The sequence below is a fragment of the Variovorax paradoxus genome (genome assembly GCF_024734665.1).
In the GTDB taxonomy this organism is placed as follows: Bacteria; Pseudomonadota; Gammaproteobacteria; order Burkholderiales; family Burkholderiaceae_C; genus Variovorax.
In genome coordinates this window covers 2,627,172-2,651,923 of the sequence record NZ_CP102931.1, presented here as the reverse complement: position 1 = coordinate 2,651,923, position 24,752 = coordinate 2,627,172, and the positions used below count along the sequence as shown (strand labels likewise).

Below are 24,752 nucleotides of genomic sequence, written 5' to 3'. Positions count from 1 at the left end.
AATTCTGAGCCTGCACCCGATCCGGCGCGGCTGGTACTTACCCTGCGAACTTCCGATTCAAGAGGCTCAAGCGCGCGCGGTGGCGGCCTTGCTGCCGGCGCGGCCGAACCAGAACCACAGCGCGATGCCGGCGATCACCATCGGCACGCTGAGCCACTGCCCTTGGCTCAGGTTGAGCGCTCGCAGACCGAGGAAGTCGTCGGGCTCGCGGAAGTACTCCGCCACGAAGCGCAGCACGCCGTACCCAATCAGGAACACCGCGGCCACCTGCCCCTGCTTGCGCTCCTTGCGCGCATAGAGCCACATCACCACGAAGAGCAGCAGCCCTTCGAGCAGAAACTGGTAAACCTGCGAGGGATGGCGCGGCAGCATCGAGTTGCTTTGCGGAAACACCATGCCCCAGGGCAGATCGGGGCTGCTGAAGCGGCCCCACAGCTCACCGTTGATGAAGTTGCCCACGCGGCCGGCGGCAAGACCTGTCGGCACGCAGGGCGCGACGAAGTCCATCACCTGCCAGAACGGACGCGCGCGCGAACGCGAGAACCAGACCATCGCGCCGATCACGCCGAGCAGCCCGCCATGGAAGCTCATGCCGCCCTGCCACACGTAGAGGATTTCGAGCGGATGCGTGAGATAGAACTCGGGCTTGTAGAACAGGCAGTAACCCAGCCGCCCACCGACGATGACGCCCATCACACCGAGGAAAAGAATGTCCTCGATGTCCCTGCGCTGCCATGCGCCCGCGCCCACCAGCGAGCGGTACGGCTCATGCCGCAGCCGGCGCGTGCCGAGAAAATAGAACAGTGCGAACGCGGCCAGGTAGGTCAGGCCGTACCAGTGAATGGCCACCGGCCCGAGTTGCAGGGCGATGGGGTTGATCTGCGGATACATGAGCATCCGCGGATTGTGCCCCGGCCGAATGTCGGGGCCGGGACGGGGATATTCAGGCCGCTACCGAAGAACTAGCGCCCGAACTTCCACCACAGCAGCCCCGCCACCACGGCCGGCACCGCGAAGATCAGCAGGAAGATTGGCAACTCCTCGGCCACCGAGTACCCCGCCTTGATCACGCCCACGGCCATGTTGATGCCCGCGCCGATGAACCACGCCGGAATGAACCACTTGGCCGCCACGGCCAGCGCCGCCGAAGAGCCGTCGCCCATGAAGCGCGCGGCCAGCAGGAACACCACCAGCAGCACGAAGCCGCCGCCCATCACCATGATCGTGTGCATGTCGTTCGTCCTCCAGGCGGCATCTTGCCGGATCAGCGCGTGGTGTAGCCGCCGTTGGCAAAAATCGTCTGCCCGGTGATCCACCAGCCTTCGGTGACGAGGAAGCGCACGATGGGCGCGATGTCCTCGATGTCGGTCAGGCCCTTCTTCGAGAACTTGCTGAGCGCGGCGGCGCTGCTGTGATATTCCACGGCCTCCTTGCTCTCCTGCCCGTAGAAGAACGGCGTGTCCATGGGCCCGGGGCCGATCGCGTTGACCGAGATGCCGCGATCGCCGAACTCCTTCGACGCGGCGCGCGTGTAGTGCTCCACCGCCGCCTTCGAGCCCGGGTAGATCGCATAGAACGGCGTGTAGGCCGCCAGCAGCGAACTCACCAGCGTGACGATGCTGCCGCCGTCGGCCAGCGTGCGGCCGGCCTGCTGGATGAAGAAGAAGGCAGCCTTGGCGTTGGCGTCGAAGCTCTTGTCGTAGTCGGCTTCGGTGACGTCGAGGATCGGCTTCTTGATGACGACACCGGCGGTGTTGATGGCGATGTCGACCTGCCCGAAATGCTTCACCGCCTGGTCGAACAGCTTCACGCTGTTGTCGACCACTGAGAGATCGCCCTGCACCAGCAGCGTGTCGGCGCCCTTGGCCTTGAGCGCGGCGGCGGTTTTCTCGGCGTCGGCGCGCGAGGAATCGCTGTTGTAGTGAATGGCGACGCCACGGGCACCGCCGTCGACCATCTGATGGCCGATAAGGGCGCCGAGGTTCTTGCCACCGCCGGCGATGACGACGACCTTGTTCTTGAGAGTGCGTGCGGACATGAATGGACTCCTTTGCAGAGGGTGATGCGTGACGGAGCATTCAGTCTATTGATCAGTACATGGCAGATAAATCACCTATCCAAGGCTAGACTGTTCATTAATTCACGAACAATCTCGGCAATTCCATGGACCGCATCGACCTCCTCCAGGTTTTCGTGCGCGTGGCCGAAGCCGGCAGCTTCACGCGCGCAGCCGATCGCCTGGGCCTGCCGCGCGCGACCATCTCGACGGCCGTGCAGCAGCTCGAAACCCGTCTCGGCTCGCGCCTGCTGCACCGGACCACGCGCCGCGTGGGCCTCACGCCCGACGGCGAAGTGATGCTGGAGCGCGCCCGCGCGCTGGTCGCCGACATGGAAGACATGGAGCAGCAGTTCCTGCCCGCGCATGGCCAGGTGAGCGGACGGCTCAAGGTCGACGTGCCGAGCCGCATCGCGCGGCGGCTGATCGCGCCGGCGTTGCCGGGCTTCTTCGAGCGCCACCCGGCCATCGAGCTCGAACTGGGCTCCAGCGACCGCGCGGTGGATCTCGTGCTCGAAGGTGTCGACTGCGCACTGCGCGTGGGGCCGCTGGCCAGCAGCAGCCTGGTGGCACGGCCGCTCGGGCATTTCACGCTGATCAACTGCGCGAGCCCGGCCTACCTGACGCGCCACGGCACGCCGCGCACACCCGCCGATCTGCCGCAGCACATGGCCGTCAACTACGCCTCGCCGACCAGCGGGCGTGCGGCACCGTGGGAATGGCAACGCGACGGCGAAACCGCGAGCTTGCGCATGCGCAGCCAGGTGGCGGCGAACAATGCCGAGACCTACATCGCCTGCGCACTGGCCGGCCTGGGCCTGATCCAGATTCCGGCATACGACGTGCGCGAGCACCTCGCGGCCGGCGAGCTGGTCGAGGTACTGCCCGACTCACGCGCCGAGCCGTTGCCGGTGCAGCTCGTGTACCCGCACCGGCGCAACCTGTCGCGGCGTGTGCAGGCCTTCGCGGGTTGGCTCGAAACCCTGCTCTCCGATTCGCTCGACCCGCGAGCTACTTCGAAGACAGGTGGCGCGCGGGCATCGCGCAGATAGAGGCAAAGGCAGGCGCCCTGCCCGCTATTTCTCTTGGGCCCGCGCCGTGCGCTCGCGCACGAATGCCACGAAGCGCGCCAGCGCCGGATGCGCGGCCTGTGCGGGCCACACGAGGCTTGTTTCGCAGGCCGGCAACACCACACGACGCCGCCCCACACCCTTGAACTCGTCGACCTGCCGGTAGACGACGCCCGCGCGCCGGAACTGCATCACGCTGTGCGGCACCCAGGCAACGCCGATGCCGCCCGACACCAGATTGACGATGGTCTGCATCTGGATTGCCTCCTGCGCCACCTGCGGCACGCGGCCGGCCGCGTGATAGAGGTCGAAGACCGCGTCGTGCAGCGAGGGCACGATGCGGCGCGGAAAGATCACCAATGGCTCGGCCAGCACCTCCGCCAGCGGCACGGGCCGCGCGCGAGCGAGCCGGTGCTGCGCCGGCAGGGCCAGCACCAGCGCCTCTTCCTCCACCGGCAACCGGGCCAGCCCGGGCGGCGCCGCACCGGGCGAATGCAGCATCAGCCCCGCGTCGATCTCGCCACGTGCGAAGGCTTCGAGCTGCACATCGCCGGTGGCCTCGACCAGCTCCAGCGCCACCTCAGGGCACAGCACGCGGAACTCGCGCACCCAGGCCGGCAACTGCTCGAAGCCGACGGTCGAGACGAAGGCGATGCGCACGCGCCCCACCTGCCCCGCCGCTGCTGCACGTGCCCTTGCCGGCAGCGCCTGCGCGCGAGCCAGCAGCTCGCGCACATCGGGCAGCAGAGCCTCACCGGCCGGCGTGAGCGCCACGCGCCGCCGGGTGCGGTCGAACAGCACCACGCCCAGCGTCTTCTCGAGCTGGGCAATGGCTTGCGTGACCGGTGGCTGCGTCATGTGCAGCCGCAGCGCGGCGCGGCCGAAGTGCAGCTCTTCGGCCACGGCGACGAACTGGCGCCAGGCCCGCAGGTCGATCAGGGCTTCATTCATATGCCGAGCATATCAATCTGTTCTTGAAAATGGATTGGAAGCAATCAATCAGAAGTCCGATACTTGGGCTCCCCCGATCTCCCCACGATAGAAGAGACACCATGGACACCAAGCCAATCCAGATCAACCGCCGCAGCGCCAACATCGTCGAAGGCAAGAGCCGCGCGCCCAACCGCTCGATGTTCTACGCCATGGGCTACGAAGAAGGCGACTTCAAGAAGCCGATGGTCGGCGTCGCCAACGGCCACAGCACCATCACGCCCTGCAACTCGGGCCTGCAGAAGCTGGCCGACGCGGCCATCGCGGGCATCGAGGAAGCTGGCGGCAACGCGCAGGTGTTCGGCACCCCCACCATCTCCGACGGCATGGCCATGGGCACCGAGGGCATGAAGTACTCGCTGGTCAGCCGCGAAGTCATCTCCGACTGCATCGAAACCTGCGTGGGCGGCCAGTGGATGGACGGCGTGCTGGTGGTCGGCGGCTGCGACAAGAACATGCCCGGCGGCCTCATGGGCATGCTGCGCGCCAACGTGCCGGCCATCTACGTCTACGGCGGCACCATCCTGCCGGGCCGCTACAAGGGCCAGGACCTGAACATCGTGAGCGTGTTCGAGGCCGTGGGCCAGAACGCCGCCGGCAACATGAGCGACGAAGACCTGCACGAGATCGAGAGACGCGCCATTCCCGGCACCGGCTCGTGCGGCGGCATGTACACGGCTAACACCATGTCCAGCGCATTCGAGGCGCTGGGCATCTCGCTGCCCTACTCGTCGACGATGGCCAACCCGCACGACGAAAAGGCCAACTCGGCCAAGGAATCGGCCAAGGTGCTGATCGAGGCGATCAAGAAAGACCTGAAGCCGCGCGACATCGTGACCAAGAAGGCCATCGAGAACGCGGTGGCGGTCATCATGGCCACGGGCGGCTCGACCAACGCGGTGCTGCACTTCCTGGCCATCGCGCACGCGGCCGAGGTCGAATGGACCATCGACGACTTCGAGCGCATGCGCAAGAAGGTGCCGGTGATCTGCGACCTGAAGCCCTCGGGCAAATACCTCGCGGTCGACCTGCACCAGGCCGGCGGCATTCCGCAAGTGATGAAGGTGCTGCTGAAAGCCGGCCTGCTGCACGGCGACTGCATCACCATCAGCGGCCAGACCATCGCCGAAGTGCTGAAAGATGTGCCCGACGTGCCGCGCGCCGACCAGGACGTGATCCGCCCCATCGACAAGCCCATGTACGCCGAAGGCCACCTCGCCATCCTGAAGGGCAACCTGTCGCCCGAAGGTGCGGTCGCCAAGATCACCGGCCTGAAGAACCCGGTCATCACCGGCCCGGCACGCGTGTTCGACGACGAGCAGTCGGCGCTCAAGGCCATCCTCGACGGCAAGATCAAGGCCGGCGACGTGATGGTGCTGCGCTACCTCGGCCCCAAGGGCGGACCGGGCATGCCCGAGATGCTGGCACCGACCGGTGCGCTGATCGGCGCGGGTCTCGGCGAAAGCGTGGGTCTGATCACCGACGGCCGCTTCTCGGGCGGTACCTGGGGCATGGTGGTGGGCCACGTGGCGCCTGAAGCCGCAGCCGGCGGCACCATCGCCTTCGTGAACGAGGGCGACTCGATCACCATCGACGCACACGAACTCAAGCTCGAACTGAACGTGTCCGAGGCCGAGATCGCCAAGCGCCGCGAAGGCTGGAAGGCTCCGGCACCGCGCTACACGCGCGGCGTGCAGGCGAAATTCGCGTTCAACGCCTCGAGCGCGAGTTCGGGCGCGGTGCTCGACAAGTTCTGAAATCCGCCAGTCAGGCCATCATCCACGCGCCGTAGCCGAAGGCCAGAAACCCGAGGCCTACGATCGCGAGGATGCTTCGGGCCTGGAACTCCAGTGCCGGCGGCAGGCTTTGCACGAGAAAGTGCAGCATGGCGCCGGCGCCGATGGTCATGAAGCCCGCGCCGAACTGTTTCATCGGTTCCGGGTCGGGATAGAGAAACACCAGCGCGAAGCCGGCCAGGAAGACGATGTTGGCGAGCACGGTGCCGCGCGTACGCCAGCGCTTCTGCCCAGGCGTGGGCTCGCGCACCGGTGGTGGCCTGCTGCCGTAGCCGTATCTGCTGCGCCCCTCCTTCAGCGCCATGCCGATGAAGAACAGGCCGAACATGCTCGGAAACGCACCGAAGATGCCGAGCCCCCAGACCCCGCCCCACATGTTCTGGAAATCGGCCACCAGCGCCTTCGAGGGATCGGCCACGCTGTAGCGCACCTCCACCGCGTCGCCCCACTCCTTGCCCGACAGGCCGCCGCCCAGCCCCTTGACGCGGCGCTTCTCCCCGTCGGATGCGGTGTATTCGACGATGGGCGCGCGCGATACCGTCGTGCGGCCGTTGCTGTCCTTGCTTTGTTCGTCGACGAACTCGACCAGGCTGCCCTGCACGCTGGTGGTTCCGGCAATCGACTGATAGCGGTGCCAGCCGATGGTGGCCGCGCCGTAGAGGCCGGCCAAGCCGATCACCAGCGCCCCGACACCCACGCCCCAGAAAAAGCTCTTGAGCCACCCCACAAGCCCGCCGAGGGCCGGACCGACCAGCAGGGACAGTCCGAAGACGATCAGCGCGTGGGTGGTGGCTTCTTCGTCCATGACACTTCTGCTTGATGCATGCGGTGCCGGGACTTCAACCGATGGAGCTGACTCACCGGCGCGGGCGCTGCCCGTTGCTGGTCTTCATGCCCATATTGGTCTTCTGGCGGTCGATGCGGTCCTGCTTGCGCCGCTCTTCCCGCTCGATGACCTTGCGCTTGGTATAGCCCGACGAATCGGCCCAGGCCCACCACGCGACAGCCATTGCAAACGGAGACAGCACGATCCACCAGCTCCAGCCAGCAACCATGCCCACTTCGAAATACTTGAGGGCCAGTCCAAGCAGGCCCAATGCCAGAAACCACATTGCGAATCCCTCCGGGTCGTACTGGCAACGCATCCGTACGCCGTGCACGGTGCTACCTACAATCGCGTTGAGTCGAATGTAACTCAGCCCTTACCAAATAGATCCCCCATGAAAAGAGTCTTGTTGTCGGCTGCTCTGGGCCTCGGCCTCGTAGCACTCGCCGCGCCCGCCTTCGCAGACCTGGCCCTGGCGACTTCGAAGAACTGCATGAGCTGCCATGCGGTCGAGCGCAAGGTGCTCGGCCCGTCGTTCAAGGACGTGGCCGCCAAGTACAAGGACGACAAGGGCGCCGCCGACACCCTTGCCAGCAAGATCATGAAGGGCGGCTCCGGCGTGTGGGGACCGGTGCCGATGCCGGCGAACAACCAGGTCAGCGAAGCCGACGCGAAGAAGCTCGCGGCGTGGGTGCTGTCGACGAAGTAGGCAGCACCCGAAGAGGCATCACGCCTGCGGGTTGATGTCCGCCGGCACCGGCCGGCGTTCGATGCGGTCTTCGAGCTGGCCGATATGGGCGGCCACGGTGTTGTCGGTCTGATCCGAGCGCAGGCGGATCGCGGTTTCGAGCTGATCCAGGCGCGCCAGCATCGCCGCCTGACGGTCAGCGTTCTGCGCCATGTGCTTGTTCTCCTGCGCCTCCAGGAAGTTGCGCAGCTCGGTGAAGCGCGAGGCTTCGGCCTTGTCCGCCAAGTCGCGCTGGACCTGCATTTCCTTGGTGTGGCGCTTGGTGTCGATGAGCACCGAGCTGTGCAGATACAGCACGTACACGAGAAAGAATGCTGCCAGCACCACCGTCAGGCCCAGCATGATCAGGCCCAGCGGCGCCGAGACGGTCATGAAGCCCAGCCACACGTCGGTGGATGCAGACAACGTGCCCCAGTTCAGCGCAGCAAGCGCCGCGATGAGCAGCACGATGACAAAAAGAAAAGCGGATCTCACGCCCATGGGGGCCTCCTTCGGAAAGATCGAACACGTCGAAAACCCGTGCGCGTCGAGGCGCACGGTGGTTGCGACGGTTTTACCTCAGCGAAGAGCTCTGTTCGGCGCAGATGGCCGCATAGACGGCCATGTCCTACAGTACCGGTCAGTTGGTCTGTGACAACTGTTCGAGGATCGCGGGATTTTCGAGCGTCGATGTGTCCTGCGTGATCGCCTCGCCCTTGGCGATGCTGCGCAGCAGGCGCCGCATGATCTTGCCGCTGCGCGTCTTGGGCAGGTTGTCGCCGAAGCGGATGTCCTTGGGCTTGGCGATGGGGCCGATTTCCTTTGCGACCCAGGCACGCAGTTCGTTGGCGATCTGCTTGGCTTCCTCGCCGGTCGGACGGGCGCGCTTGAGCACGACGAAGGCGCACACCGCCTCGCCCGTCACGTCATCGGGCCGGCCCACCACGGCTGCTTCGGCCACGAGGTCGGTCTTGGACACCAGCGCCGATTCGATTTCCATCGTGCCCAGGCGGTGGCCCGACACGTTCAGCACGTCGTCGATGCGACCGGTGATGCGGAAGTAGCCTCGGTCCGCGCTGCGCACCGCACCGTCGCCAGCAAGGTAGATCGTGCCGCCCATCTCCTCGGGGAAGTAGCTCTTCTTGAAACGCTCGGGGTCGTTCCAGATCGTGCGGATCATCGAGGGCCACGGCCGCTTGATGACCAGCATGCCGCCCGCGCCATTGGGCAAGTCCTTGCCGGTCTCGTCGACGATGGCGGCCATGATGCCCGGCAGCGGCAGCGTACAAGAACCCGGCACCAGCGGCGTGGCGCCCGGCAGCGGCGTGATCACGTGGCCGCCGGTCTCGGTCTGCCAGAAGGTGTCGACGATGGGGCAACGCTCGCCGCCGATATTGCGGTGGTACCACATCCACGCCTCGGGATTGATCGGCTCGCCGACCGAACCGAGGATGCGCAGGCTCGTGAGGTCCCAGTTCTTCGGGTGCACCTTTTCGTCGCCCTCGGCCGCCTTGATGAGCGAGCGGATCGCGGTGGGCGCGGTGTAGAACACGCTGACCTTGTGCTTCTCGATCATCTGCCAGAAGCGGCCCGCGTGCGGGAAGGTCGGAATGCCTTCGAACACCACCTGCGTGGCGCCGGCCGCGAGCGGACCGTAGGCAACGTAGGTGTGGCCGGTGATCCAGCCGATGTCGGCCGTGCACCAGAACACGTCTTCGGGGCGGATGTCGAAGGTCCAGTCCATCGTGAGCCTGGCCCACAGCAGGTAGCCGCCGGTGGCGTGCTGCACGCCCTTGGGTTTGCCGGTGGAACCCGAGGTGTAGAGGATGAAGAGCGGGTGCTCGGCGTTGACCGGCACGGGCGGGCAATCGGTGCTCTGGCCTTTCAGCGCTTCGGCAAAGGTCTTGTCGCGACCTTCGACACGGTTCCAAGCGGTGGGCGTGCGCTCGTACACGAACACAGTCTTGATCGATTCGCAGCCGCCAAGCGCGATGCCGTCGTCCACGATGGCCTTGAGCGGCAGTTCCTTGCCGCCTCGCAGTTGGTAGTTGGCCGTGATGACCGCCACCGCGCCCGCGTCGATGATGCGCTCCTGCAGCGCCTTGGCCGAGAAGCCGCCGAACACCACGCTGTGGGTAGCGCCGATGCGCGCGCAGGCCTGCATGGCGATCACGCCCTCGACCGTCATCGGCATGTAGATGACGACGCGGTCGCCCTTCTGGATGCCCTGCGCCTTCAGCGCGTTGGCGAACTGGCTCACGCGGGCGAGCAGTTCCTTGTAGGTGACGTTGGTGACGGTGCCGTCGTCGGCTTCGAAGACGATAGCCGTCTTGTTCTCGACCGGGGTGCCGATGTGCCTGTCGAGGCAGTTGGCGCTGGCGTTGAGCTCGCCGTCGCCGAACCACTCGTAGAACGGTGCCTTCGACTCGTCGAGTGTCTTCGTGAAGGGCTTGGTCCAGTCCAGGTTGTCCTTGGCCAGGCGGGTCCAGAACCCTTCGAAATCCTGCTCGGCCTCCTTGCACAGGGCCTCGTAGGCGGCCATGCCGGAAATGCGGGCGCCCTGCGTGGCGCGGGCGTCGGGCGGGAACACGCGGTTCTCGACCAGGACGGATTCAATGTTCTTCGATGCGCTGCTCATGCTCTATGTCTCCTGGATAGGTGCGGCCGTAATGTCGACGGGTCCACTTACGGGTCACTGACGGGCTCGCGAAGGTCAGATGTTAGTTCTCGGGGTTATCACGAGTGCGTCACGGGGGCACCTCTAGAATCCCCGGTCCCCAACCACCGCCTTGCCGATGTCCGCTCCCGAACCTTTCGACACCCGGAACCCGCCCGTACCAGCCCGCGCTTCACCGCTGCGCCCCCTGCCCAAGCTGATCTTTGCGAGCCGCTGGCTGCAGCTGCCGCTGTACCTGGGGCTGATCGTTGCACAGGCGGTGTACGTGGTGCACTTCCTGGTCGAACTGCTGCATCTGGTCGAGGCCGCGTTCGGCAGCAAGGAAGCGCTGCAGGCGCTCATCACCAGCATCGGCTACAAGACCACGGCGCCGGTCGGCACACTGAACGAGACGGTGATCATGCTGGTGGTGCTGGCGCTGATCGACGTGGTGATGATCTCGAATCTGCTCATCATGGTGATCGTGGGCGGCTACGAGACCTTCGTGAGCCGCATGGATCTCGAAGGCCATCGCGACCAGCCCGAATGGCTGAGCCACGTGAACGCCTCGGTGCTCAAGGTGAAGCTGGCCACCGCCATCATCGGCATCAGCTCCATTCACCTGCTGAAGACTTTCATCAACGCGGACAACTACACCGACCGCGTGCTGATCGCGCAGACCGTGATCCACATCGCCTTCCTGTTCTCGGCAATGGCCATTGCCTACACCGACCGGCTGATGGCCCCGGCGCCTCACGCCGGCGACGGCCACTGAGCCTTGCCTCCTAGCCTGCGTGCGGCGCGTCCCACGCAGGCACTTCGGTGAATCGCTCGGCCAGGAAGTCGAGCATCGTGCGCAAGGTGGCCGGCATGTGCTTGCGAGAGGCGTACACGGCATACATGCCCACCACCTGCGGCTCGAAATCGCCGAAAAGGCGCACCAGTTCGCCCTCCTGCAGCAACTCCGACGTGAGATAGGTCGGCAGCATCGCGATGCCGGCCCCTGCCCTTGCCAGGTACATCAGGCTCGCCGCGTCGTTGGCGGAGACATTGCCATCCACGGCCACGGACACCGGCTCCCCGTTGTCCTTGCGCGTGAAGTTCCAGAGGCTGCGTCCAAAGTAGGAATGCGTGAGGCAGTTGCGCTGGGCAAGCTCTTCCACGCGCAGGGGTTTTCCGTGCTCCTTCAGATAGGCCGGTGAGGCGCAAACCACCGATCGGCACGTGGTGAGCCGGCGCGCAATCAGATTGGGGTCGATCTCCGCCGCCGTACGAATCGCGAGGTCGATGCGCTCGTCCACGAGGTTGACGGTTCGATCCAGCAGCACCAGGTCGACCATCACGGCCGGATAGAGCCGCACATAGTCGGCAATCGCGTCGGCCAGTTGTGCCTGCGCAAACGAGGTTCCGGTGGTGATGCGCAATTGCCCCCGCGGCGCCTCGGCCGGATGCCGCACCGCGGCCTGCATGTCGCCCGTGAGTTCCAGCACCTGGCGGCAACGCGGCAGCAGTTCTTCGCCTGCGGCGGTGAGGCTGAGGCGGCGCGTCGTGCGGTGCAGCAGGCGCGCGCCGGTCCATTGTTCCAGTTCGGCCACGTAGCGCGTGACCACCGGGCGGGACATGTCGAGCTTGTCGGCGGCGGCCGAAAGGCTGCCCGAATCGACCACGTTCACGAACACGCGCATTGCATTCAATCGGTCCATTCGAACGATTTTAGGAATAAACAAGCGCGCAAATCGAGGTATTTCTTTCGAAACCAGAAACCTAAGATGCGGTTCATCCCATCCGATCTTTCGATCTTTCACAGGAGTCACTCATGAGCCACATCGCCATCATCGGCGCCACCGGACGCGCCGGCGGCCGCCTTCTGGAAGAAGCCCTGCGTCGCGGCCACACCGTCACGGCCATCGCCCGCAAGGCCAGCGACAAGCTGGCAGGCCGCGCCAACGTGAAGGCCATTGATCTCGACGTGCTCGATGGCACAGCGCTCGAAAAAGCGCTGGCCGGCCATGACGCCGTGTTCAGCGCCGCGCACTTCTCCACCGTGCCGCCCGCGGCCATCATCGAGCCGGTCAAGCGCGCGGGCGTGAAGCGCCTGCTGGTGGTCGGCGGTGCCGGCAGCCTGTTCGCGGCGCCCGGCCTGAAGGTGATCGACACGCCGAACTTCCCCGATGCCTACCGCGCCGAAGCCTCGGCCGGCGGCGTGTTCCTCGATGCTCTGCGCAACGAGAAGGAACTCGACTGGACCTTCCTTTCGCCCTCAGCCGAGTTCGTCGAAGGCGAGCGCACAGGCAAGTTCCGCCTGGGCAAGGACGACCTGCTGGTGAGCGCCGAAGGCCGCAGCTGGATCACCTTCGAGGACTACGCAATCGCGTTCATCGACGAGCTTGAAAAGCCGGCGCACTCCCGTCAGCGATACACGATCGGCTACTGAAACAAAAAAGGACCCGACGAGGGTCCTTTTTTAATAGGCTGACCGAATCAACGGCCAGTCATGTTCTCCGGCACCACCCACTGGTCGAACTGTTCGGCCGTGAGGTGCCCCGAGGCAATCGCCGCTTCGCGCAGGCTCGTGCCTTCCTTGTGCGCCTTCTTCGCAATGTAGGCCGACTTGTCGTAGCCGATGTGCGTGTTCAGTGCCGTCACCAGCATCAGCGAACGCTGCACCAGCTCGGTGATGCGTTCGCGGTTCGGCTCAATGCCCACTGCGCAGTGGTCGTTGAAGCTCACCATGCCGTCGGCCAGCAGGCGCACGCTCTGCAGGAAGTTGTGCGCCACCATCGGACGGAACACGTTCAGCTCGAAGTTGCCCGAGGCGCCGCCGATGTTGATGGCCACGTCGTTGCCGAACACCTGCGCGGCCAGCATCGTGACAGCCTCGCTCTGGGTCGGGTTGACCTTGCCCGGCATGATCGACGAGCCCGGTTCGTTCTCGGGAATGCTCAGTTCGCCGATGCCGCTGCGCGGGCCGCTCGCGAGCCAGCGCACGTCGTTGGCGATCTTGTTCATGCTGGCGGCGAGCGTCTTCAGCGCGCCGTGGGCGTGCACCAGCGCGTCGACGCTGGCCATGGCTTCGAACTTGTTCGGCGCGGTCACGAATGGCAGGCCCGTGAGCTTCGCCAGTTCGGCCGCGACTTGCTCTGCGTAGCCCTTGGGCGCGTTGAGCCCGGTGCCGACGGCCGTGCCGCCCAGCGCCAGTTCGCTCAGGTGCGGCAGCGCGGCGCGCACATGCGCCTCTCCGTGCGCCAGTTGCGCCACGTATCCCGAGAACTCCTGGCCCAGCGTGAGGGGCGTGGCGTCCTGCAGGTGAGTGCGGCCGATCTTCACGATATCCGCGAAGTCCTTCGACTTCTGCTGGAGCGTGCCGCGCAGCTTGGCAATGGCCGGCAGCAGCTTATGCGTGATGGCCTCGACGGCGGCCACATGCATGGCAGTCGGGAACACGTCGTTGCTCGACTGGCTGCGGTTCACATCGTCGTTCGGGTGCACGAGGCGACCTTCGCCGCGCTCGCCACCGAGGATTTCGCTGGCGCGGTTGGCCAGCACCTCGTTGACGTTCATGTTGGTCTGCGTGCCCGAGCCGGTCTGCCAGACCACCAGCGGGAACTCGCCCGGGTGCTTGCCGGCAATGACTTCGTCGGCGGCCGCCACGATGGCCTTGGTCTTCTTTTCGTCCTGCAGGCCCAGCGCGTGGTTGACCACGGCCGATGCGCGCTTGACCTGCGCCAGCGCCTTGATGATCTCGCGTGGCTGCTGTTCGCCGGAGATGTCGAAGTTCTGCAGCGAGCGCTGCGTTTGCGCGCCCCACAGCTTGTCGGCCGGCACGTCGATCGGTCCGAAGGTATCGCGCTCGGCACGGGTCTTGGGGGAAGTCGTCATGAGAAAAAGCTCCGCAGGATCATGAAAGGTCGCGCCGCTCGGCGGGCGCGAGCCCGAGTATCGGCCAATAGGAATAGCTCGCATCTGACGGGGCCATTGGCTGGCCGCTGACATCACGATACGCCTCCCGCCTTGACCGCATCATGTCAAAAAGTTATGATCGAAGGCTTCTGACGACCAACAAGTCATGATGAGTTCGGGTTCTCCGCTCTCTTGAACTTGCAGGTCCCCCTTCACTACTCGCGGATCTCCGAATCCCGTCGCGGTGCAAGGTTCTCCCGCCGGGCCCAGCCCGGCAAACCGGCCGGATCTTTTCCGTCCCCATTGCCACGTCACGCTCATCCAGGCGGCGCCCCTCGACCAGGCCCGTTGCCCAGCGAATGAAGCATCCGGCGGGCACTGGCTTCGTCGCCATGTCGTCTTCAGTGCCTGTCGGCAGCCCATCCAATGGGCTGGGGGCGTGGTCGCGTCGCCCTTGCGGGGGTGGCGATCTGTCAACCCCTCACCAAAGGAGCCCCGACGTATGGCCAAAGGAATTCTCATCGACCATGTCTTCAAGGTGTTCGGCGACGAGCCCGAACAAGCCCTGGAGCTGGTCCGGCAAGGTTTTTCCAAGAAGGAAATCCTGGCGCGCACCGGCCAGTCGATCGGCGTGTTCGACGCCACCTTCGAAATCCAGGCCGGAGAAATCTTCGTCATCATGGGTCTCTCGGGTTCGGGCAAGTCGACGCTGGTGCGCCTGCTCAACCGGCTGATCGAGCCGACCGCGGGCCGCATCGTGATCGACGGCGCGGACATCAACGAGCACTCCGACACCAAGCTGCGCGCGCTGCGCCGCAAGGACATCAGCATGGTGTTCCAGTCGTTCGCGCTGATGCCGCACATGACGGTGCGCGAGAACACCGCGTTCGGCCTCGAACTCTCGGGCACGAACAAGAAAGACCGCCTGGCGCAGGCTGACAAGGCGCTCGCGCAAGTGGGCCTGGCGGGCTGGGGCGACAGCTACCCCGACGAGCTCTCGGGCGGCATGCAGCAGCGCGTGGGCCTGGCGCGGGCGCTGGCCTCGGACCCGTCGATCCTGCTGATGGACGAGGCCTTCTCGGCCCTCGACCCGATCATCCGCACCGAGATGCAATCGGAGCTGCTGCGGCTGCAGCAGGAGCAGCGCCGCACCATCGTCTTCATTTCGCACGACCTCGACGAAGCCATGCGCATCGGCGACCGCATCGCGATCATGAAAGACGGCCAGGTGATCCAGGTCGGCACGCCCGACGAGATTTTGCGCAGCCCCGCCAACGACTACGTGCGCAGCTTCGTGCGCGGCGTGGACGCGGCGGCTGTCTTCAAGGCGGGCGACATCGCGCGCAAGTCGCTCACCGTGGTGTGCGAGCACCCCGAGCGCGGTGCACGTGCGGCGCTCAAGCTGCTGGAAGACCAGGACCGCGACTTCGCCTACGTGACGAGCCCCAACAAGCGCTTCCTCGGCGTGGTGTCGGCGGACACGCTGCGCGGCGCGCTCGATGGGCATTCGGGCCCGCTGGGGCTGCAGCACGCGTTCCTCAACGAGCTGCCACGCATCGACGCCGAAGCCCCGGTGGCAGGCCTGATCGGCCAGCTCGCGCAGGCGCCGTGTGCGCTGCCGGTGGTGGCGAGCGACGGCCGCTTCTGCGGCGCGATCAGCAAGACGACGCTGCTCAAGTTCCTCGACCGCGACACGCCGCCGATCGAGCCCGTCTTGCCCAACGCCGCCCCCGCGCTCGCCGCCGAGCCGCACTGAATTCACGAAGGACCTTGAACGATGAACGACAACACACTTCCTTCCGACCTGAACACGCCTGCAGCCCCCGCCTTCGTTGATCCGTGGGAAGCGCTCTCGGCCGCGCCCGACACCTCGGCCACCAGCGCCTGGCTCGACGCGCCGGTGAACGCCGCCCACCAACTTGCGGGACAAGCCGAAGCCGCCACCAGCGGCTTCCAGCTGCACCGCCTGTGGGACGGCTCGCTCCCTGTCGAATCGTGGATCAACCAGGGCCTAGGCTGGGTGGTCGAGCACTTCCGCCCTTTCTTCCAGACCGTGCGCCTGCCTATCGACAGCACGCTGAACTGGGTGCAGGGTCTCCTCACCGGCCTGCCCACGCTGGCAATGATCGCCCTCATCGGCCTCTTCGCCTGGCAGTTCGCCGGCCGCGCGCTGGCCATCGGCACCACGGTGGCGCTGCTGCTCGTGGCCATGCTCGGCATCTGGCCCGAGGCGATGGTGACGCTGTCGCTGGTGCTGACCTCGCTCGTGTTCTGCATGGTCATCGGCCTGCCGCTGGGTGTGCTGCTGGCCAGCAGCGACCGGGCTCAGCGAATCATGCGGCCGGTGCTCGACGCGATGCAGACCACGCCAGCGTTCGTGTACCTCGTGCCGGTGGTGATGCTGTTCGGCATCGGCAACGTGCCGGGCGTGATCGTGACGATCATCTTCGCGCTGGCGCCGCTGGTGCGCCTGACCAACCTCGGCCTGCGCCAGGTGCGCCCCGACCTCATCGAGGCCGCGCGCGCCTACGGCGCCTCGCCCTGGCAGATGTTGGTGAAGGTGCAATTGCCGCTGGCCATGCCGTCGATCATGGCGGGCATCAACCAGGCGCTGATGCTGTCGCTGTCGATGGTCGTCATCGCATCGATGATCGCCGTGGGCGGCCTGGGCCAGATGGTGCTGCGCGGCATCGGCCGGCTCGACATGGGCCTGGCGACCGTGGGCGGGCTGGGCATCGTGCTGCTGGCGATCTCGCTGGACCGGCTGACGCAGGCCATGGGCAAGTCGCGCCGCAGCGCTGGCCGCCGCTGGTGGCACACCGGGCCGGTTGGCTTCGCGCTGCGAGTGCTGCAGCGCCTCGTGGGTTCGCCTTCGCAACCGGGCAACCAGCCGGTTCCCGCCTTGTCCACGCAAGCGCAATAAACCACACGGAGGAACACAACGCATGAAGAAAACCAGTTTCATCGCACGTGGCCTGCTGGCCCTCGCCTTCGTGGCCTCGGGCATGGCCGCCCATGCTGCCAACGACCTGCCCGGCAAGGGCATCACCGTGCAGCCGCTGAAAAGCTCGCTCGCGGAAGAAGCCTTCCAGACGCTGCTGGTGATGCGCGCGCTCGAAAAGCTCGGCTACACCGTCGAGCCCATGAAAGACCTGGAGCCCGCCACCGAGCACCTGGCCATTGCCAACGGCGACGCCACTTTCATGGCCAACCACTGGAGCCTGCTGCACGCCGACTTCTACAAGAACAGCGGCGGCGACGCCAAACTGTGGCGCAAGGGCGTGTACTCGGACGGCGCCGTGCAGGGCTACCTGATCGACCGCAAGACGGCCGAGCAGTACGGCATCACGAACATCGCTCAGCTGAAGGACCCGGCGATTGCGAAGCTGTTCGACGCAGACGGCGACGGCAAGGCCGACCTCACGGGCTGCAACCCGGGCTGGGGCTGCGAGCTGGCCATCGAGAACCACCTGACGGCCTACCAGCTGCGCGACACCGTCACGCACAAGCAGGGCAGCTACGCCGCGCTGATGGCCGACACCATCGCCCGCTTCAAGCAAGACAAGCCGGTGCTGTACTACACGTGGACGCCCTACTGGGTGAGCGCCGTGCTTCGCCCGGGCGCGGACGTGGTGTGGCTGCAGGTGCCCTTCTCTTCATCGCAAGGTTCCTCGCAGGGCGGCAACGTCGATACGCAGCTGCCCAACGGCAAGAACTACGGCTTCCAGGCCAACCAGGAGCAGATCGTCGCCAACCGGGCCTTCGCCGAGAAGAACCCGGCCGCGGCCAAGCTCTTCGAGGTGATGAAGCTGCCGATCGGCGACATCAATGCCCAGAACCTGCGCATGAGCCAGGGCGCCAACACGCAGCAGGACGTGGAACGCCACACCGACGGGTGGATCCGGGTGCACCGCCCGCTGTTCGACGGCTGGATAGAGCAAGCCCGAGCCGCAGCGCGGTAGGCGCGTCGGCTGAGATAATCGGGGGGCGTTTCACACTCCAAAAAAACTCCCCCCACCATGACGACCACGATCCAGCAGGCCGACCTGATCGAATCGATCAGCGCCGCGCTGCAGTACATCAGCTACTACCACCCCGCCGACTACATCGCCCACCTGGCCCGCGCCTACGAGCGCGAGCAGAGCCCCGCGGCCAAGGACGCCATCGCGCAGATCCTGACCAACAGCAAGATGAGCGCCACGGGCCAGCGCCCGATCTGCCAGGACACCGGCATCGTCAACGTGTTCCTCAAGGTGGGCATGGACGTGCGCTGGGGCGGCTTCACCGGCAGCCTCGACGACGCCATCAACGAAGGCGTGCGCCGCGGCTACAACCACCCCGACAACACGCTGCGCGCCTCGGTCGTGGCCGATCCGCAGTTCGACCGCAAGAACACCAAGGACAACACGCCCGCGGTGATCTTCACCGAGATCGTGCCGGGCAACACCGTCGAGGTGACGGTCGCGGCCAAGGGCGGCGGCAGCGAGAACAAGAGCAAGCTGGTCATGCTGAACCCCGGCGACAGCGTGGTCGACTGGGTGCTCAAGACCGTGCCGACCATGGGCGCCGGCTGGTGCCCGCCGGGCATGCTGGGCATCGGCATCGGCGGCACGGCCGAGAAGGCCGCGCTGATGGCCAAGGAAAGCCTGATGGACGACCTCGACATGCACGAGCTGCAGGCCAAGAAGAAGTCGGGCGCCGAGCTGAGCAAGGTCGAGGCGCTGCGCATCGAGCTGTACGAGAAGGTCAACGCGCTGGGCATCGGCGCACAGGGCCTGGGTGGCCTGGCCACCGTGCTCGACGTCAAGATCCAGATGTACCCGACGCACGCGGCGAGCAAGCCCGTTGCGATGATCCCCAACTGCGCGGCCACCCGCCACGCGCACTTCACGATGGACGGCAGCGGCCCGGTCTACCTCGACCCGCCGTCGCTCGACCTGTGGCCCGACGTGAACTGGGCGCCTGACGAAAAGAAGAGCAAGCGCGTCGACCTCGACAAGCTCACGCCTGCCGAAGTGGCAAGCTGGAAGCCGGGCGACACCTTGCTGCTCAACGGCAAGATGCTCACCGGCCGCGACGCCGCGCACAAGCGCATCCAGGACATGCTGGCCAAGGGCGAGAAGCTGCCGGTGGACTTCACCAACCGCGTCATCTACTACGTCGGTCCGGTCGACCCGGTGGGCGACGAAGCCGTGGGCCCCGCCGGCCCGACCACAGCCACGCGCATGGACGGCTTCACCGAGATGATGCTGGCCCAAACCGGCCTGATCGCGATGATCGGCAAGGCCGAGCGCGGCCCCGTCGCCATCGAGGCCATCAAGAAGCACAAGAGCGCCTACCTCATGGCCGTGGGCGGCGCTGCCTACCTCGTGAGCAAGGCCATCAAGACGGCCAAGGTCGTGGGCTTCGAGGACCTGGGCATGGAAGCCATCTATGAATTCGACGTGGTCGACATGCCCGTGACGGTGGCGGTCGATGCCGGCGGCACCAGCGCGCACATCACCGGCCCGGCCGAGTGGCAGAAGCGCATCGCCAGCGGCGAGTTCAAGACCATCATGATGGAAGAAGCTTGAGCGCTGTAGGCGTCTTCGACAGCGGAGTCGGCGGACTCAGCGTGCTGGCCGCGCTGCGGGCCGAGCTGCCGCACGAACGCTTCGTGTACTTCGCCGACACGGCCTATGCGCCGTACGGCGAACGCGGAGACGCCTATGTGATCGAGCGCTCGCGCGCGGTGGTCGAACACCTGCGGCGCGAGCACGGCATCAAGGCGCTCGTGGTGGCCTGCAACACGGCCACCACAGCCGCCATCCATCTGATGCGCGCCGAGAATCCCGACCTGCCGATCGTCGGGCTGGAACCTGGCCTCAAGCCCGCGGTGGCTGCGAGCCGCACGGGATGCATCTCTGTGATGGCCACGCGCGGCACGCTGGCCAGCGCCAAGTACGCCACGCTGCGCGCCTCGTTCGCCGGGTCGGCCGATGTCCGTCCCGTGCCCTGCGACGGGCTCGTGAAGGCCATCGAAGGCTTCGACTCGGCAGGCATCGCGGCACTGTGCGAGCGCTACATGGCCGAGGCCGGCCCCTTCGGCGATGCGCCCGGAGAAGTCGACACAGTGGTGCTCGGATGCACCCACTACCCACTCGTGAAAGACGAGCTGCGCCGGCATGCACCGGCCACGCTGCGCTTCATCGACACAGGCGTGCCGGTCGCGCAGCAGACGCGGCGCCTGTTGACCGCGGCGGGCCAGCTTGCGGACAGCGGCGGCGGTGGCCTGCTGCTGCAGAGCAGCGGCGACGTCGCCGTGCTCGAAGCCGCAGCCGCGCGATGGCTCGGGCTCCCCTCTGCTGCGGCCACGACCTGACCTGGTCCGAGTCATGCGTCTCCTGCGCCACGCCGCCCTCCTCCTGTGCCTCTCGGCCGCCGGCCTGAGCCACGCGGCCTGCGAGAGCGGACTGGCCGAGCGCATGCACGCCAAGCTGCATCCCAATCGCCCGCTCGACGAGCGGCTTGCCGCCTGCAAGGTATGGCCGGCTTTTCCCGGACGCAGCATCGTCGTGCTGCCGATGCCACGCGAAACCACCGACCGGGGCGCCAAGGTCTTCGACCTGGAAATCCTGCTGATCCAGCGCCCCGACAACGGCAATACCGATCGCGACACCGTCATCGGCCGGCTCGTGCAGCCCGAGGCGCTCGACGAAGACGCCACCACGTCGATCCAGGACATCCGCATCGACACCTCGCGCTACGTGCTGTCGCCCGAGGCCCGCGCCTTCGGCCTGCGCGTGCGCTACCGCGGCAGCAACGCGCCCGGCAGCCCGCTGGCCAGCGAGACCGTGCGGCTCTATGTTCACCACGGCAAGCAGTTGCGCCAGGTGCTGCAGGAGATCGAGCTCGACCATGACCACGGCGGGTGGGACTCCACCTGCACCGGCCACTTCGAGAAGCTGCGCACCATGTTGTCGATTGGCAAGGGCAGCAGCAACGGCTTTGCCGATCTGCAGTTGTCCCGCACGCTGCTGCAGAGCCGCGCGCAGGAGCAGGAAGACCAGGGCTGCGTGGAGAAGGCACTGCCTGCAAAGTTCAACACCGTCACGCTGCGCTACGACGGCGAGCGGTTCAAAGTGCCGAAATCTCTGCAGCAACAGACGCCCTGACGGGCAGCTGAATTGGCGCCGTTTTTCACGGTGCCGTCACACGAAAGTAACAGCATGCGCGGTTTGTCCAAAACAACAATCGCGCACCATGAACTCTCTCGTCACTCCCCCCCGCATTCCCTTCAAGCCCATGCTGCTCGCCAGTGCCCTGTCCGTGCTGCTGGCTGCATGCGGCGGCGGTAGTGACGGAGGCGGCAGCTTCTTTCCGACCACGCCGCCAACGACGGTTGCGCCACCGGCGACTCAGCCACCGGCCTCCGAGCCGGACCAGCTCGTTTCCAAAGCCCAGTTCACGCCCAACGCAGGCACGACAGAGGGCTCGTCGGATGCATCAACCGCCTTCGCCCTGCCCGACGGCTTCATGCTCGTGGCCGACGACGAGGCCAACGTGCTGCGCGTCTATCCGCGCGCCGGCGGGGCCGCGGTGAAGGAATGGAGTTACGAACTCGAAGGGCCGAAGCTCGGCAAGGAACTCGACCTCGAAGCCGGCACGCGCATCGGCGACACGCTATACCTCACCGGCTCCAACAGCAACAAGAAAGACGGCAGCGACGCGCCCGACCGTTCGCACCTGTTCGCCGTGAAAGTCACGGGCACGGGGGCCACCACCGCCTTCACCTATGTCGGCCAATTTTCGGCGCTTGAAGCTCAACTCGTGGCCTGGGACGTCGCCAACGGCCACGGCCTGGGCGCCAACTATCTCGGCTTCGCCCTATCGGCCGGGGCCGGCATCGTGCCCGAACGGGTCGACGGCTTCTCAATCGAGGGCATGACCAGCGCGCCGGGCGACAGCGCCCTGTGGCTCGGCTTCCGCGCACCGCAGACCGGCACTTCCACGCGCGCGAAGGCGCTCATCGTGCCGGTGCAGAACTACGCCGCGTTGGTCGCGGGCACGGCCACGCAGGCCACATTCGGCGCCCCCATCGAACTGGAGCTCGGGGGTCGCGGCATCCGTTCGATCGACAAGGGCACCGATGGCAACTACCTGATCGTCGCTGGCCCTGCGGGCGCCGCCAGCGCGGACGTCGACCGCAACTTCGCACTCTTCGCATGGAACGGCAACCCGGACAGCGCACCGGTCGAGCTGTCGAACGACCTCGACAAGCTGCGCAAGAACACGGGCGGCAGCTTCGAATCGACCGTCGAAGTGCCCGGCCCGGTAACGGCAGGCACCCAAGTGCAACTGCTGCTGGACAACGGCGACACCGTCTGGCCGGGCCAGACAGACGCCTCGAAGGACCTGGCGCCAGCCGACCAGAAGTTCGACGGTTTCGTCGTGCGCCTGGGCCAGCCCTGGGTCGACACCGCCGGCCCGGTGCTGCGCAGCGCCTCGCCCAAGGCCTCGGACGGCAGCGTCGGCGCAAACGCGAAAATCACGCTGAGCTTCAACGAAGGCGTGCGCCTGGGCGCAGGCAACCTCGTGCTGCACAAGACCGACGGTACGGTGGTCGAGAGCTTCTCGGCCAGCAGCCCAGCCGCGAGCGTGCAGCGCGCGTTCAACACGATCACGCTGACGCCAAGCCAACCGCTGGCATCGTCGACCGGCTACTACGTGACCGTGGATGCCAATGCAATCACGGATGCCAAGGACAATGCCTACGCCGGCATCGCCGACGCGACCACGCTGAGCTTCACCACCAGCGCGCCACCCGCGCTGGCCGCCGGCGACATCCTCTTCGTTGGCGCGAACGCCGACAAGACCGACGCGTTCGCCTTCGTGCTGCTCAAGCCGATGGACACGGGCACGAACATCGTGTTCACCGACCGCGACCGCACCGCCACCGACTTCAACGGCATCACCAACGAGAGCGCCTTCGTCTGGACCGCCGACCGCAGCCTGCCGGCGGGCACCATCGTGACCATCCAGCCGGATGTGAAGAACACGAATCCGATCGCCAACATCGGCACCGTGCAGGGCGCGGGAGGCGGCATCAGCGCGAGTTACGAAACGATCTACGCCTTTGTCGGCGGCACCATCGCCGGCCTGGGCACCGGCACTGCCGGCACGATCAGCGGTGTGGGAACCTACCTGGCCAGCATCACACTGGGGCCGGTGCCCAACTCGGACGCCATTCCCACCAGCTTGACGGCCGCGGGCGCCGCGATCAGCTTCGTGGACAAGTTCGACGTGCTCTACAACGGCCCGATGCTGCCAGCATCGCCGACGTCGACCGACATCGCGAACTTCGCCGCGAGCGTGAAGAACACGGCCAACTGGAAGTCCCAGAGCGGCACTGGCTGGCCTCTGACGAACAACAGCCTGTTTTAACTGCGTAGCGCGGCCTCGCGGCCGCGCTGCATATCGATCGGCAGCAGCAGCAACAGCCCCGCCACAAACAGCACCGCGGTCGACAAGATCGCGATGCGCTGGTTGCCGCCGGTCATCCACGTGATGGCGCCGAAGCTCAGCGGGCCGATGATGCTCGCCAGCCGTGTCGCGAAGGTCCAGAGCCCGAAGAACTCCGCGAGCTGTTGCGGCGGCGCCAGATAGCCCGTCATGGCGCGGCCGGCCGATTGACTCGATCCCATGGCCAACCCGGCGATGGCGGCCGCCCACCAGAAGCCGCCCTTGGTCGTCACCAGCGCGGCGATCACGCAGACCGCGATCCAGGCGACCAGCGTGCCGGCCAGCGAGACCTTGTGGCCGACGCGGTCTTGGACGTAGCCGAAGCTGAAGGCGCCAAGCGCCGCCGCGATATTGAGCACGAAGATCAGCACCATGGTTTCGCTCGCAACGAAGCCGATCACCTGTTCCGCGTAGATTGCCGCGAGCGTGATGGCAACCGCCACGCCGCCCTGGTAGCAAACCGTGCAGGCCAGCAGCCACATGAAGTCGCGATAGGCCCGGGCCTGCCGGTATGTGGCGCGGAGCTGCTGCCATGCACCGCCCTGCTCCGCGCGAGCCGTCTGGGGCGTTGCACGCTCAGGCAGCAACATGAAAGTGACGCAAGCGGCTCCACCGTAGATGACTGCCGTGATCAGCATCGTCACCGGCACGAAATGCGCTGCCGGCAAGCCCTTCGATTGCGACCACAACACATAGGCCAGGCAGATACCCAGCGCCAGCATGCCGCCGACGTAGCCGAAGGCCCAGCCCCATCCGCTGACCTTGCCCATGCCCTCAGCCGTGGCGAGCTCGGGCAGGAAGGCGCCCGTGAGGGATTCGCCGTAGGAATAGAAAGCATTGGAGACGATCACCAGCGCCATCGCCAGCGCGACGCCGGACGCGCCCGAAAAACCCGGCGTGATGGCAAGCGCCGCTGTAGCGAAGACGCAGCCGACAGTCGCGAAAACGAGCACCCGCTTCTTGGCCGCGCGCAAGTCGGCCCAGGCGCCGATGGCTGGCATCGTGAGCATCACGATCGCGTAGGAGGTACTGAGCGCCGCCGTCCATGCGAAGGCGGCCCACGGGGCGCCCTTGGCGATGCCACCCACGAAGTAGGCGGCGAACACGGCCGTGATGACGACCGTGGTGTAGCCCGAGTTGGCGAAGTCGTACATCGCCCAGCCGAAGACCTCGCGCTTGCGAACGCCCGGACGCAGCGCGGAGGCGGGAAACAGGGCCATGCGGCCTTGG

At 66.2% G+C, this 24,752-nt stretch carries 23 protein-coding genes; 12 read left to right on the top strand and 11 right to left on the bottom strand.

The features are described 5' to 3' along the window. Positions 1 to 66 precede the first annotated feature (66 nt). The 3 genes from lgt to NWF24_RS12440 form a co-directional block, all read right to left on the bottom strand. Positions 67 to 897: a prolipoprotein diacylglyceryl transferase gene (lgt, locus tag NWF24_RS12450; RefSeq protein ID WP_258354424.1), complete on the bottom strand. Its 831-nt coding sequence runs from the start codon at positions 895 to 897 to the stop codon at positions 67 to 69. 65 nt (positions 898 to 962) lie between these two features. After that, a complete protein-coding gene (locus NWF24_RS12445; protein WP_093056478.1) occupies positions 963 to 1,232 on the bottom strand; it encodes a hypothetical protein in 270 nt (89 codons plus the stop codon). 32 nt (positions 1,233 to 1,264) lie between these two features. Continuing rightward, complete coding sequence (locus NWF24_RS12440; protein ID WP_258354423.1) at positions 1,265 to 2,038, bottom strand: SDR family oxidoreductase; 774 nt, start codon at positions 2,036 to 2,038, stop codon at positions 1,265 to 1,267. Positions 2,039 to 2,163: 125 nt separating this feature from the next. Here NWF24_RS12440 and NWF24_RS12435 point away from each other — a divergent pair, with 125 nt between their 5' ends. Then, a complete protein-coding gene (locus tag NWF24_RS12435; protein ID WP_258354422.1) occupies positions 2,164 to 3,108 on the top strand; it encodes a LysR substrate-binding domain-containing protein in 945 nt (314 codons plus the stop codon). 24 nt (positions 3,109 to 3,132) lie between these two features. Here the strand turns inward: NWF24_RS12435 and NWF24_RS12430 are convergent, their stop codons facing one another. After that, the gene (locus tag NWF24_RS12430; protein ID WP_258354421.1) at positions 3,133 to 4,077 is read right to left on the bottom strand and encodes a LysR family transcriptional regulator; all 945 of its coding nucleotides are present in this window, start codon (positions 4,075 to 4,077) and stop codon (positions 3,133 to 3,135) included. A 101-nt stretch (positions 4,078 to 4,178) separates the two neighbouring features. Here NWF24_RS12430 and ilvD point away from each other — a divergent pair, with 101 nt between their 5' ends. Continuing rightward, on the top strand, positions 4,179 to 5,873 hold the full coding sequence (ilvD, locus tag NWF24_RS12425; RefSeq protein WP_258354420.1) for a dihydroxy-acid dehydratase: 1,695 nt from the start codon (positions 4,179 to 4,181) through the stop codon (positions 5,871 to 5,873). 10 nt (positions 5,874 to 5,883) lie between these two features. Here the strand turns inward: ilvD and NWF24_RS12420 are convergent, their stop codons facing one another. Together NWF24_RS12420 and NWF24_RS12415 are read right to left on the bottom strand one after the other, a co-directional pair. Next, positions 5,884 to 6,717, bottom strand: coding sequence for a DUF3592 domain-containing protein (locus NWF24_RS12420; protein ID WP_258354419.1), 834 nt, complete (start codon positions 6,715 to 6,717; stop codon positions 5,884 to 5,886). Between the two features lie 52 nt (positions 6,718 to 6,769). After that, positions 6,770 to 7,024 carry a TIGR04438 family Trp-rich protein gene (locus NWF24_RS12415; protein ID WP_258354418.1) on the bottom strand — a complete coding sequence of 85 codons (255 nt, stop codon included), beginning with the start codon at positions 7,022 to 7,024 and terminating at the stop codon, positions 6,770 to 6,772. A gap of 108 nt (positions 7,025 to 7,132) precedes the next feature. Between NWF24_RS12415 and NWF24_RS12410 the strand changes: the two genes are divergently transcribed. After that, positions 7,133 to 7,447: a c-type cytochrome gene (locus NWF24_RS12410; RefSeq protein ID WP_258354417.1), complete on the top strand. Its 315-nt coding sequence runs from the start codon at positions 7,133 to 7,135 to the stop codon at positions 7,445 to 7,447. Between the two features lie 18 nt (positions 7,448 to 7,465). On the opposite strand, the gene NWF24_RS12405 is transcribed toward NWF24_RS12410, so the two are convergent. After that, a complete protein-coding gene (locus NWF24_RS12405) occupies positions 7,466 to 7,966 on the bottom strand; it encodes a LapA family protein (protein ID WP_258354416.1) in 501 nt (166 codons plus the stop codon). A gap of 139 nt (positions 7,967 to 8,105) precedes the next feature. Beyond that, positions 8,106 to 10,103, bottom strand: a complete 1,998-nt coding sequence (acs, locus tag NWF24_RS12400; RefSeq protein WP_258354415.1) for an acetate--CoA ligase — start codon at positions 10,101 to 10,103, stop codon at positions 8,106 to 8,108. A 157-nt stretch (positions 10,104 to 10,260) separates the two neighbouring features. Between acs and NWF24_RS12395 the strand changes: the two genes are divergently transcribed. Continuing rightward, a complete protein-coding gene (locus tag NWF24_RS12395) occupies positions 10,261 to 10,896 on the top strand; it encodes a YqhA family protein (RefSeq protein ID WP_258354414.1) in 636 nt (211 codons plus the stop codon). A 10-nt stretch (positions 10,897 to 10,906) separates the two neighbouring features. On the opposite strand, the gene NWF24_RS12390 is transcribed toward NWF24_RS12395, so the two are convergent. Next, positions 10,907 to 11,824, bottom strand: a complete 918-nt coding sequence (locus tag NWF24_RS12390) for a LysR family transcriptional regulator (protein ID WP_258354413.1) — start codon at positions 11,822 to 11,824, stop codon at positions 10,907 to 10,909. Between the two features lie 113 nt (positions 11,825 to 11,937). Here NWF24_RS12390 and NWF24_RS12385 point away from each other — a divergent pair, with 113 nt between their 5' ends. Continuing rightward, positions 11,938 to 12,555 carry an NAD(P)-dependent oxidoreductase gene (locus NWF24_RS12385; protein ID WP_258354412.1) on the top strand — a complete coding sequence of 206 codons (618 nt, stop codon included), beginning with the start codon at positions 11,938 to 11,940 and terminating at the stop codon, positions 12,553 to 12,555. Positions 12,556 to 12,602: 47 nt separating this feature from the next. Here NWF24_RS12385 and fumC read toward each other — a convergent pair whose 3' ends face one another. Continuing rightward, entirely contained in the window at positions 12,603 to 14,000 is a 1,398-nt protein-coding gene (gene fumC, locus NWF24_RS12380; RefSeq protein ID WP_258354411.1) for a class II fumarate hydratase, read from the bottom strand. Between the two features lie 523 nt (positions 14,001 to 14,523). Here fumC and proV point away from each other — a divergent pair. The 7 genes from proV (at position 14,524) to NWF24_RS12345 (ending at position 23,444) form a co-directional block, all read left to right on the top strand. Then, positions 14,524 to 15,777, top strand: a complete 1,254-nt coding sequence (gene proV / locus NWF24_RS12375) for a glycine betaine/L-proline ABC transporter ATP-binding protein ProV (RefSeq protein ID WP_258354410.1) — start codon at positions 14,524 to 14,526, stop codon at positions 15,775 to 15,777. A 21-nt stretch (positions 15,778 to 15,798) separates the two neighbouring features. Next, positions 15,799 to 16,944: a glycine betaine/L-proline ABC transporter permease ProW gene (gene proW, locus NWF24_RS12370; protein ID WP_258354409.1), complete on the top strand. Its 1,146-nt coding sequence runs from the start codon at positions 15,799 to 15,801 to the stop codon at positions 16,942 to 16,944. A gap of 22 nt (positions 16,945 to 16,966) precedes the next feature. Then, positions 16,967 to 17,983: a glycine betaine/L-proline ABC transporter substrate-binding protein ProX gene (gene proX, locus NWF24_RS12365; RefSeq protein WP_258354408.1), complete on the top strand. Its 1,017-nt coding sequence runs from the start codon at positions 16,967 to 16,969 to the stop codon at positions 17,981 to 17,983. 57 nt (positions 17,984 to 18,040) lie between these two features. Further along, positions 18,041 to 19,594 carry a fumarate hydratase gene (locus tag NWF24_RS12360; RefSeq protein WP_093056461.1) on the top strand — a complete coding sequence of 518 codons (1,554 nt, stop codon included), beginning with the start codon at positions 18,041 to 18,043 and terminating at the stop codon, positions 19,592 to 19,594. Beyond that, the gene (murI, locus tag NWF24_RS12355) at positions 19,591 to 20,382 is read left to right on the top strand and encodes a glutamate racemase (protein WP_258354407.1); all 792 of its coding nucleotides are present in this window, start codon (positions 19,591 to 19,593) and stop codon (positions 20,380 to 20,382) included. The genes NWF24_RS12360 and murI overlap by 4 nt, the downstream gene beginning before the upstream one ends. A gap of 13 nt (positions 20,383 to 20,395) precedes the next feature. Further along, positions 20,396 to 21,175, top strand: coding sequence for a hypothetical protein (locus NWF24_RS12350; RefSeq protein ID WP_258354406.1), 780 nt, complete (start codon positions 20,396 to 20,398; stop codon positions 21,173 to 21,175). A gap of 88 nt (positions 21,176 to 21,263) precedes the next feature. Continuing rightward, complete coding sequence (locus tag NWF24_RS12345) at positions 21,264 to 23,444, top strand: Ig-like domain-containing protein (protein WP_258354405.1); 2,181 nt, start codon at positions 21,264 to 21,266, stop codon at positions 23,442 to 23,444. Here the strand turns inward: NWF24_RS12345 and NWF24_RS12340 are convergent. Further along, positions 23,441 to 24,742, bottom strand: a complete 1,302-nt coding sequence (locus tag NWF24_RS12340; protein ID WP_258354404.1) for an MFS transporter — start codon at positions 24,740 to 24,742, stop codon at positions 23,441 to 23,443. The genes NWF24_RS12345 and NWF24_RS12340 overlap by 4 nt on opposite strands. Positions 24,743 to 24,752 lie beyond the last annotated feature (10 nt).